We start from the raw sequence: 10453 nt of genomic DNA on the forward strand, positions 1-10453 counted from the left end.
AGAGCCGACACCGACCGCGTCAAAAGGCACAGATGAGACAACGCCCTGCTGACAGGCACCGGCGGGCCGGATGCGACACTTTCCGGTGGCGCCGAGCCGCCCTACCGGGCCGGCGCCGCACGAGCCGGCGAACGGAGAGGATCGTTGCCAGGGCGGAACCCAGCCGAACGCGTCGACACGGTGGTGGTCGGTGGTGGGGCGGCTGGGCTGGCGGTGGGGTGGCAGTTGCGGCGGCGCGGGCGGTCGTTCGTGATCCTCGACAGCGCCGCCCGGGTCGGTGACTCCTGGCGCGAGCGCTACGAGTGCCTGCGGCTGTTCACCCCGGCGGCGTTCTGCGGGCTTCCTGGCCTCCCCGTGCCGCTCCCCGCGTCGGCGCACCCGAACAAGGACGAGATCGCCGACTACCTGGAGGAGTACGCGAAGCGTTTCGAGCTCCCCGTACGGTCGGGTGTCGCCGTGACCGCGCACCGCTGGGAGAACGGCGTCCACCGGATCGAGGCCGGCGGAACCCGCATCGATTCGGGTGTCGCCGTGACCGCGCACCGCTGGGAGAACGGCGTCCACCGGATCGAGGCCGGCGGAACCCGCATCGATTCGGGTGTCGCCGTGACCGCGCACCGCTGGGAGAACGGCGTCCACCGGATCGAGGCCGGCGGAACCCGCATCGAGGCGGCCCGGCTGATCGTCGCGACGGGAGCGTGCAGCCGTCCCGTGATCCCGGGCTTCGCCGCGCAGCTCGACCCGGCGGTCCGCCACCTCCACTCGGCCCGGTACCGGCGGCCCGCCGACCTGCGCCCGGGGCCGGTGCTGGTCGTGGGAGCCGGTACGGCGGGCGCCGACATCGCGCTCGACCTGGCGTCCGGGCACGAGGTCCATCTGTCGGGCAGGCCCACCGGCCGGGTGCCGCTCGCCGTGGTCCGCAGCGCCGCCGTCCGCCGCCTCTACGGCGTGCGGGTGCCGCCGGGCGGGCTCGGCCGCGTCCTGACCGGCCGCCTGCTGCGGCGCGGCAGCCCACTGCGTTGGCAGACCGAGGCAGACCTGACCGCGGCCGGCATCAGGCGGGTGCCGCGCACGGCCGGCGTGCGGCACGGGCGGCCGCTGCTGGCCGACGGCCGGGTCCTGGACGTGGCGAACGTCGTCTGGTGCACCGGCCTGCGGCCCGACCTCGGGTGGCTGACCCCCGGCGCGGTCGGTCCTGACGGACGGCCGGCGCACCGGCACGGCATCTCCACCACCGTCCCTTCGCTGGGGTTCGTCGGGATGCCGTTCCAGCACACGTTCGCCTCGGGCTTCCTCGGCGGGATGTCGGACGACGCGGAGCACGTCGTACGGCGGCTGTCCTGACGGCGCGCTGTGGCGCGGATCACTCGACGGCGATCGAACTTCGTCGTCGCGGCCGCGTCCTGTGGGTGTCTGACGCACCACTCACAGGGAGAGAAGCGATGCAGCGAGAAACGACCGGCCTCCTGTCGCCCGGGACGCACGTCGTCGAGGTGGACGGCCTGAGCCAGCGCTACCACGTGTACGGGTCGGGCCCGGTCTGCCTGGCCGTGCCTGGCGGGCCCGGCGTCATCTGGGAGTCCCTGCGCACGCCGGCGCTGGAGGAGTTCCTGACCATGGTGTACGTCGAACCGCTGGGCACCGGCGGGGCGCAGCGGCTTTCTTCGCACCCCCACGGCTACACCAGGGAGCGCTACGCGCGGAACCTGCTCGGGCTGCTCGACGCGCTGTCGTTGCCCCGCGCGTACCTGCTCGGGCACTCGCACGGCGGTTTCGTGGCCCAGTACTTCGCGCTGCGGCACCCCGACCGGCTCAGCGGCCTGGTGCTGTTCGGGAGCGCGCCGGTGACCGGTCCCGAGCACATGGCCGAGGCGGGCGCGCGGGTGCAGGAGTTCGTCGAGCGGAACGAGGGGCAGCCGGAGCTGCCCCGGGTGCTCGCCGGGCTCCAGGCCGTCGGCGGCGCGACCGACGACGAGCAGATCACCGCCGCGCTGCGCGACCTCCTCCCGGCGTACCTCGCCCACTACTGGGCGCGCGAGCACGAGTTCAAGGCCTGGCGCGAGACGCTGACCTGCACCTACATCTCGGGTCTTGACGAGGACCTGACCCCCGACACCGTCGACGACCGCGACGCCCTCCCGTCCCTCGGTGTGCCGACCCTCGTCGTGGTCGGCCGGTACGACGTGATCTGCGGCCCGCGCTGGGCGCAGGAGCTGAACGACCTGATCCCCGGCTCCCGCCTGGTCGTCCTGGAGAACAGCGGCCACCTCGCGCACGTCGAGGAACCCGAGCAGTTCGCCGCCGCGATCCGCGACTTCGTCACCGAGACGTCCGTCTGACAACCGGGGCGAGCAGATCCTGCTCGCCCCACACCCGCCCGCCCCCACACCCCAGCGCAGGCCCTCGCCCGTCCTGAGGGGATGTGGCCCGTTCTGTCGGCCCGAGCCCGGCGTGACACCTCCGGCCCGTCAAGATTCTTCGCTGTAACAAATGCCTGCGAAGATCTGGGGGTTTGTCCTAATTGATCGGAGACAAGGGCCTTGACCGTTCATCCCTTCCGCCGGCGTGCGCTGGCGGTGGGCGCGTTAATCGCCGTGACGCTCGGGTCGGCCGCACCGGCCACCGCCGCGTCCGGAGCCGCACCCCCCACCGCACCCCCCACCGCGCCGAAGCCGGCGCCGACCGCCTCCGGCGGTTCACGCACCATCACTCTCATCAACGGTGACAAGGTCACCGTCGCCGCCGTCGGCGGCGTCACCACCACCGCGGTCCACGACCCGAACGGCCGGCCGGTCGGAGCCCAGGTCGTCACCGTCGGCAAGGACACCTACGTCTACCCCGACGCGGTGGCCCCGTACATCGGCGCAGGTCTCCTCGACGAGCAGCTGTTCAACGTGACGCAGCTGATCGCGGACGGCTACGACGACGCCAAGGTCGATCGACTCCCCCTGATCGTCAGCTACACGGACGAGGCGGCGCGCGCGAAGAGCACGTCCCTGCCCGAGGGCGCCGTACCCGTCCGCCCCCTCACGAGCGTCGGCGGCGCCGCGATCGAGCAGCGCCGCGACCAGGCCGAGGAGTTCTGGACGGCCCTCACCGGCGGCGCGTCCGCCGAGCGGCGCAAGGCGTCCGGCGTCCCGTCGTTCACCGGCGGCATCGCGAAGGTCTGGCTGGACGGCAAGGTGCACGCCACCCTGGCCGACTCCACCGCCCAGATCGGCGCGCCCGCCGTGTGGTCGAGCGGCAACACCGGCGAGGGCGTCCCGGTGGCCGTCCTCGACACGGGCGTGGACGCCGAGCACCCCGACCTGGCCGGCCAGCTGGACGCCACGCGCAGCTTCGTCCCCGACGAGGACGTGATCGACCGCGTGGGCCACGGCACCCACGTCGCCTCGACGATCGCCGGCACCGGCGCCGCATCGGACGGCAAGGAGCGCGGCGTCGCGCCGGGCGCCCGGCTGCACATCGGCAAGGTGCTCAACAACGCGGGCGAGGGCCAGGACTCCTGGATCATCGCCGGCATGGAGTGGGCCGCCCGCGAGGAGCACGCCAAGGTCATCAGCATGAGCCTCGGCAGCGGCCCCACCGACGGCACCGACCCGAAGAGCGAGGCCGTCAACCGGCTGAGCGCCGAGACCGGCGCGCTGTTCACCGTCGCGGCCGGCAACTCGGGCCCGGACATGCAGTCCGTCGCCTCCCCCGGCACGGCCGACGCCGCGCTCACCGTGGGCGCCGTGGACTCGCTCGACCGGCTCGCCGTGTTCTCCAGCCGCGGCCCGCGCCGCGGTGACAACGGCCTCAAGCCGGAGATCACCGCCCCGGGCGTGGGCGTCGTCGCCGCCCGCTCGCAGTACGCGCAGGAGGGCGAGGGCCCGTACCTGACGATGGACGGCACCTCGATGGCGACGCCGCACGTGGCGGGCGCCGCCGCGCTGCTCGCCGCCCAGCACCCCGACTGGAACGGGCAGCAGCTCAAGGACGCCCTGCTCAGCACCAGCAAGATCACCCGTCAGTACGACGCCTACTGGGCCGGTTCGGGCCGCGTCGACGTCGCCGCCGCGGCGTCGGCCACCGTCTTCGCCACCGGTGTCGACTTCACGGGCCTGCGCTGGCCGTACACGCCGGGGCAGAAGGTCGAGAAGGAGATCGTCTACACCAACACCGGCGACGCCCCCGTCACCCTCGACCTGGCCGTCAACGCGCCGACCGCGCCCGAGGGCCTGTTCACCCTGTCGGCCTCCCAGGTCACGGTGCCGGCCCACGGGACCGACAAGGTCACCGTGACGGTCAACCTGGACAGCGCGGACGACGACACCTACGCCAACGGCTCGGTGGTCGCGACCGGGCCGGACGGCACCCCCATGGTGCACACCCTGGTCGGGATGAACAAGGAGGGCCGGCGGATCGGCCTGTCCGTCCGCACCAAGGACCGTGACGGCAGCGGCCTGCCGGGCGACATCCTGGTGAAGGAGATCACCCACGACACCGCGCCGAAGCTCTACTCGATCGACGAGTCCGGGCAGCTCGACCTGCAGCTGCCGCCCGGCACGTACAGCCTCCTCATGTACGCCGACGTCGAGGGCGTGCACGGCCCGTCGTCGCTCGGGCGGGCGGCCCTGGTGGCGCCCGAGGTCGTCCTGGCGGACGCTGACCAGACGGTCACGCTGAACGCCGCCGACCTGCGCCAGGCCAAGGCGATCACGCCGAAGGAGGCCGCCACGGAGGAGTTCCGCGTCGACTACCACCGGTCATATCCGGACATGTATCCGCTCAACGACAACTACATCATCGGCCACGAGTACGACAGCGTCTGGGTGACCCCGACCAAGAAGAAGGTCAGCCAGGGCACGTTCGGTCTCGGCGTCCGCTGGAGCATGGTCGAACCGCCGCTGACCCTCAGCGGGAACGGCGACGACTACGACGACTTCCGCCTGCAGGCCGGGTCCGCGTACCCGGCAGAGGGCAAGAACAAGGAGCAGACGGCCTTCGCCGGCAACGGCACGCCCGCCGAGTTCGCCCAGGCCAAGGTGCGCGACAAGGTCGCCGTCGTCCGGCACAACGCCGACGTCCCCGCGACGGAGCAGGCCGACGCGGCCGCCGCCGCAGGGGCGAAGCTGCTCGTCATCGTCAACGACGGCCTCGGCCGCCTGGACGCCTGGCTGGAAGTGGAGGACGCGAAGACGCCCCTGCCCGTCGTCTCGCTCGGCCGCGACCAGGGCGAGAAGCTGATCTCCCAGCTCGCCCGCGGACGCGACAAGTTCACCGTCGAGTCGCACCCTGCCCCGGACTACGTGTACGACCTGGTCCAGCGGTACGAGGGCACGATCCCGTCGAAGCTCACCTACGAGCCGTCCTCCCGCGACCTCGCCCGAGTCGACGTGGACTTCCGCAACCCGGTCGCCGGCGACGGCGTCTTCATGCGCTACGACATCTCCCCCCTGCAGCCGGGCAACGCCCTCGGCGGTGCGATCGTCCCGATCACGACGCAGGGCACGCGTACGGACTGGCTCGGCGGCAGCGACCAGTGGATGGAGTCGGCCGTCGCGCTGCCGATCACCGAGGCGTCCGACGTGCTCACCTACCAGGCGGGCAAGAAGGCCGAGACGACCTGGTTCGGGCCCGTCATCCGGCCGCGCCTGCTCCAGCAGAACATCAACGCGGGCGTGCCGGTGATCTACGGCGACTACCTGACGGCCTACACCATGCCGTCGTGGGGCGACGCCGACCCGCGCCACTCGGGCATCGCCTGGGACGGCGAGATCAGCTGGGTGGCCGGCCTGTACCAGGGCGACCAGCTCATCTCCGAGGGGCTCGGCGGCAGCGTGGAAGGCACCCTCACGCCCGGCCCGACGCCGGTGCGGCTGGTTCTCACGACCACCCAGAAGGTCGACATCTCGCCGTACTCGCCGCAGACGAGGACCGAGTGGACGTTCGGCTTCACCAAGGTCGAGGAGACTCCGCAGCAGCCGCCGCTGATCCAGCTCGACTACGGGGTCGACACGGACCTCGCCGGCACGGCCAAGCGCCACTCCGACATCGAGGTCACGGCGTCCCACCTCAAGAACGCGAACGGCGCGGGGAAGATCCGCGACATCGGCCTGGAGCTGTCGTACGACGACGGCGCCACCTGGCAGAAGGCCGACAAGCCGAAGGAGAAGGACGGCGTCTGGCGCTTCACCATGAAGGCCCCCAAGTCGGCGCGGTTCGCCACGCTCCGCACCACAGCCCAGGACGCATCCGGCAACACCGTCACCCAGACGGTCACCCGAGCCTTCGGCCTGCGCTGACCCCATGACCGTACGGCCCCGGGACGAAAAGTCCCGGGGCCGTCCGCGTCCTCACGGGCTGCGCACGAGGTGGTCCTGCAGCTCGCGGTGCCGGAACTGGTACGCGATCCCGGCCGTGCGCAGCAGCCCCGCGTCGTAGCCCCACCGCAGGAACCGCCCCAGCCGCCAGGGCAGCCAGCGCCTGTTCCAGCGTCGGGTGCACAGCAGGAACGCGACGTACCGCAGCGCCAGGTTCCCCGTGGCGGGCACCACCAGCAACCAGCTCACCACGAACATCACGCCGCCCAGCGCCAAGCCGTCGGCGAGCCAGAGCGCGACCCCGAGCGTCACGCCGATGCAGGCCGCGGACCCGAGCAGCAGGACGACGTCGGTGCGCAGGACCTCCCAGGGCCGCCTCACCCGCGGGACGGGCGGCTCCAGGAAGAACCCCAGCGCCAGTCCGGCCGGGAGACCCGCCCCCAGCCCTGCGGCGAGACCGGCCGCGAACCCGCGCCCTGCCGCGTACTCGAGGAAGATCCCGCAGCAGACCCCGATGACCAGCCCTGCACCAGCCGTGCGCCCGACCTGTCCGGCGAACCTGCGCCGGCCGGCCCTCGTCATGAGCGGACGCCGGTTCACATCCTTCGGGCGGTGCCAGACGACCCTCCAGCCGTCCCAGACCAGGAAGACCATCACGGGCGGAATCACCAGGAGCCAGGGGTGGCGGCTGAGCGACACCTCGCCGCCCGCCGACAGTGTCACGGCGACGACGAGCGCGTAGAGCCCCGACCAAAGCGTCGCGCAGGCGGCGGCGACCGCGATCCTGACGCGATGGCGGCCGGCCAGGGGCCACAGCTCGTGCGGCACGATGTCGGTGCCCGACAGCACCCGTCCGCCCAGGCTGGGCATGGCCTCGAGGTTGGCGTTCAGGTGCCGGGCCAGTTCCGACAGCCACCGACGCACCCGCTCGGGGCCCACGTCGCCGGGCGGCCGCAGCCGTGCGACGGCGGCCGGGACCAGCAGACCCAGCAGGTGGTCACGGATCGCCTCAGGGGTGTCGAGCCCGGCGCCGGTCAGCTCCGCGGGATCGCGGGAGAACCCGTCGGCGAGCGGGTCCCGCCATTCGTAGACGTCGGCGGCCAGCGTGAGCTGCCACGGAGTGGAGAGCGCCTCGGCCAGTGGGCCGTCCGGATCGGCCCGCAGCCTGGCGAGCACCGGAGCCCAGCGGCCGGGGAGGGCGGCGCGGCCGGCCAGGTAGCGGCCGGCCTGTGCCGCGGTGACGGGGACGATCTCCACCGTGGCGGCGTCACGCACCCATAAGTGCACGCCCGCGAGTGCCTGGAGCGTGGTGCTGCGGCAGGTCAGCACCACGGCTCCCGCGCCGGAGACGTCCTGGTAGGCGTTCACCGCGCGCAGCACCTGTCCGGCCCTCGACGCGTACCCCGGTCGCTCGGCGCGGTCGAGCTCGTCCAGCCCGTCGATCACCGGCGTCACCATCCGTGCCGCCACCAGCGCCCGCGCGGACTCCGCCGGGAGGCCGTAGACCTGCTGGAGGTGGTGGAGCAGCCAGGTCTCCACCGCCGTGGCGGTCTCCTGACCGGTGTCCAGGGAGGCGGCCGAGAGCCGTACCGGCACCGGATCGCCGGGACCGCGTCGGCGGAGCAGTCTACGGACGAGCTCCAGAGCGAGGAAGGTCTTACCCGCACCCGGCGCCCCGGCGATCACCATGCGGCGCGGCGACAGGGTCTCGTAGTAGTCCACGACCTGCGACAGGTCGCTGCCCGTCGCGGCGCCGGCGGCGTTGTGCGCGGAAGCCGGGCGGAGAAGGAACCGTACGGTGATCTCCGTGCCGGCGTCTCCCAGCAGGTGCCGGTGGGCGGTGTTCGCCTCGTCCAGGACGTCCACGAGCAGGTGCGCGGCGGCGGCGGTCACGTCCCGGTGCTGCCACCGGGACGCGCGCACGGCCATCTGGACGGAGAAGACGCTCACCGCCAGCGCGAGCAGGGCGACGGTGGCGCTGACCGGGTCGAACCCGCCGGGTCGCGAGCCGGGGAGCGCGACGACGGCCATCACGACGGCGGCCGTGGCGGCCGCGAACCCGCCGAACCCCCACCACCGCCCTGGCCTCATGCCTAGATCATGACCCGCGAGCCCGCACGACGACACCCGAGGCCCGTAAGAAGGCGTCCCGTGCTGTCGGGTGTTACGGGACGGTGTAGCCGGCGGCGCGGAACAGTTCGTACCACTCGGGGCGGGTGAGCGGGAGGTCCGAGCCGAGGGCGGCGGCGGCCACGCGCTCGGGCGTGGTGGTGCCGAGGACGACCTGCATCCGCGCGGGGTGGCGGGTGATCCACGCGACGGCGATCGCCTCCGCCGGCACGCCGTACTTGGCCGCCAGGCGGTCGATCACGGCGTTGAGCTCGGGGTAGCGGTCGGAGCCGAGGAACGGGCCGTCGAAGAAACCGGCCTGGAACGGCGACCACGCCTGCACGGTGATGTCGTTCAGACGGCAGTAGTCGACGATCCCGCTGTCGCGCTCGATCGACTGGTCGAGGCCCTGCATGTTGGCCGCGACACCCTGGGCGATCATCGACGCGTGCGTGATCGACAGCTGCAGCTGGTTCGCGACGATCGGCTGCGTCACGTACCGGCGCAGCAGCTCGATCTGGTAAGGCGTGTGGTTCGAGACGCCGAACGCGCGGACCTTGCCCGCGGCCGACAGCTCGTCGAACGCGCGCGCGACGTCCTCCGGCTCGACGAGCGCGTCGGGACGGTGCAGCAGCAGGATGTCGAGGTAGTCGGTGCCGAGCGCCTCGAGCGAGCCGTTCACCGACTCCACGATGTGCTCGTAGGAGAAGTCGAAGTACGGCCCGTCCTTGACGATGCCGGCCTTCGACTGGATGACGAACTGCTCACGCTCCGACGGGGTCAGCTTCAGCGCCTCGGCGAAGCGGCGCTCGCAACCGTGCACGCCGGTGCCGTAGATGTCGGCGTGGTCGAGGAAGGTGATGCCGGCGTCGCGGGCCGTGCTGACGAGCGTGCGCACCTCCTCGTCCGTCTTGTTCTGGATCCGCATCAGGCCGAGGACGACGTTCGGCACCACCATGTCGGTGCCGGGCAAGGTGAAGGTCTTCATCAACATCCCTCTCAATGACAATGGACGGCCGTGGGCCCGAGGACCCGGGCGAGCCACAGGGTACGCTCCGAACCTGAGCGCGCGACCAGGAGGTCTCGTCACTGTCGGGGGTCGAGAAGCCGGAGCGCGGCTCGGCTGCTCTCGATCAGTTCGGGGTCGCCCGCGGCGACCCGCAGCGCCAGTGCCTCCTCCAGCGCTTCACGTGCTTCCCGTACGCGCCCCGCCTCGGCGAGCGTCTTGCCGAGATGCTGCAGCGCGAAACTCACCAGCTCGGGCGCCTCCCGCCTGGCGAGGGAGAGCGCCGTACGGCAGAGGGCTTCGGAGGCCGCCGGGTCACCCGAGTACCGGTGGGCGTCGGCGAGGTTGACCGACGCGGCGATCCGTCTGCCGCTCGTGTCCGCCAGGTCGAGCGCGCGCTCGAGGTGGCCGATCGCGTCACCGTGCTCCCCCAGCACCAGCAGCCCGATCCCGACCGCGCGCAAGGTCGCGTGGTCGGTGGGACCTCGGTCGCGTGCCGCGCTGACGACCGCGGCGAGCCGCGCGCGGTCGGCGGGGACCATCCGCTGTCGCTCGTCGTAGGCGATGAACTCGTTGATCGTTCGGAGGATCATGGCCCAACGCCAGGTTCACCAGGAGCGGTTGGAGTAGCTGCTCCAGTCGAAGTGACCCGGACGGCCCTCACCGATGCGGAACTTGAAACCGTCGAACACGCCACGGGCGCTGTAGCTGAAGCGGTACTTCGCGTGCCCGCCCGTCACGAACCGGCGACCCTGGTGCCAGCCACGGTCGTCGTGGTAGACGAAGTCGACGTAGGTGTTCTCACGGTCGCGGTCACGGTCCCACACGTCCACGTCGAAGTAGTAACGACCGTTGGAGAAGTAGTAGTAGCCCTTGTAGTACGAACGCTCACCCCGCGACTCACCCCGGCTGAAACCGGAGTACCCGTCGAACCAGTGCTTCGTGAACGACACAGAACCGGCGGCCTGCGTGGTGGCGGCCTGCGCGGGAGCGGCGGCCACACCGGCCATGACCGCACCGGCGAGAACGGTAC

7 protein-coding genes are annotated in these 10453 nt (G+C 72.0%); 3 read left to right on the forward strand and 4 right to left on the reverse strand.

The annotated features are described in order from the left end of the window. Positions 1-144 precede the first annotated feature (144 nt). The 3 genes from BLR04_RS37695 to BLR04_RS37705 all read left to right on the forward strand — a co-directional run bounded on the left by BLR04_RS37695 (position 145) and on the right by BLR04_RS37705 (position 6287). A complete protein-coding gene (locus tag BLR04_RS37695) occupies positions 145-1344 on the forward strand; it encodes a flavin-containing monooxygenase (RefSeq protein ID WP_176903515.1) in 1200 nt (399 codons plus the stop codon). Between the two features lie 98 nt (positions 1345-1442). Further along, on the forward strand, positions 1443-2339 hold the full coding sequence (locus BLR04_RS37700) for an alpha/beta fold hydrolase (RefSeq protein WP_090773958.1): 897 nt from the start codon (positions 1443-1445) through the stop codon (positions 2337-2339). 201 nt (positions 2340-2540) lie between these two features. After that, complete coding sequence (locus BLR04_RS37705; protein ID WP_218129318.1) at positions 2541-6287, forward strand: S8 family serine peptidase; 3747 nt, start codon at positions 2541-2543, stop codon at positions 6285-6287. A gap of 51 nt (positions 6288-6338) precedes the next feature. Here the strand turns inward: BLR04_RS37705 and BLR04_RS37710 are convergent, their stop codons facing one another. The 4 genes from BLR04_RS37710 to BLR04_RS37725 all read right to left on the reverse strand — a co-directional run. Further along, positions 6339-8396 carry an NACHT domain-containing protein gene (locus tag BLR04_RS37710; protein WP_090773959.1) on the reverse strand — a complete coding sequence of 686 codons (2058 nt, stop codon included), beginning with the start codon at positions 8394-8396 and terminating at the stop codon, positions 6339-6341. Between the two features lie 73 nt (positions 8397-8469). Then, positions 8470-9402 carry an aldo/keto reductase gene (locus BLR04_RS37715; protein ID WP_090773960.1) on the reverse strand — a complete coding sequence of 311 codons (933 nt, stop codon included), beginning with the start codon at positions 9400-9402 and terminating at the stop codon, positions 8470-8472. Positions 9403-9500: 98 nt separating this feature from the next. Continuing rightward, entirely contained in the window at positions 9501-10013 is a 513-nt protein-coding gene (locus BLR04_RS37720) for a tetratricopeptide repeat protein (protein WP_090773961.1), read from the reverse strand. Positions 10014-10028: 15 nt separating this feature from the next. Next, positions 10029-10453: hypothetical protein (locus tag BLR04_RS37725; RefSeq protein ID WP_218129319.1), on the reverse strand; the 425-nt coding region annotated here is incomplete at its 5' end.

Source organism: Nonomuraea maritima (assembly GCF_900100395.1).
Classification (GTDB): Bacteria; Actinomycetota; Actinomycetes; order Streptosporangiales; family Streptosporangiaceae; genus Nonomuraea; species Nonomuraea maritima.

Coding starts and splice junctions, on each gene's coding strand:
- BLR04_RS37700 (WP_090773958.1), top strand. CDS start 1,443: ATGCAGCGAGAAACGACCGGCCTCCTGTCGCCCGGGACGCACGTCGTC.
- BLR04_RS37710 (WP_090773959.1), bottom strand. CDS start 8,396: ATGAGGCCAGGGCGGTGGTGGGGGTTCGGCGGGTTCGCGGCCGCCACG.
- BLR04_RS37715 (WP_090773960.1), bottom strand. CDS start 9,402: ATGAAGACCTTCACCTTGCCCGGCACCGACATGGTGGTGCCGAACGTC.
- BLR04_RS37720 (WP_090773961.1), bottom strand. CDS start 10,013: ATGATCCTCCGAACGATCAACGAGTTCATCGCCTACGACGAGCGACAG.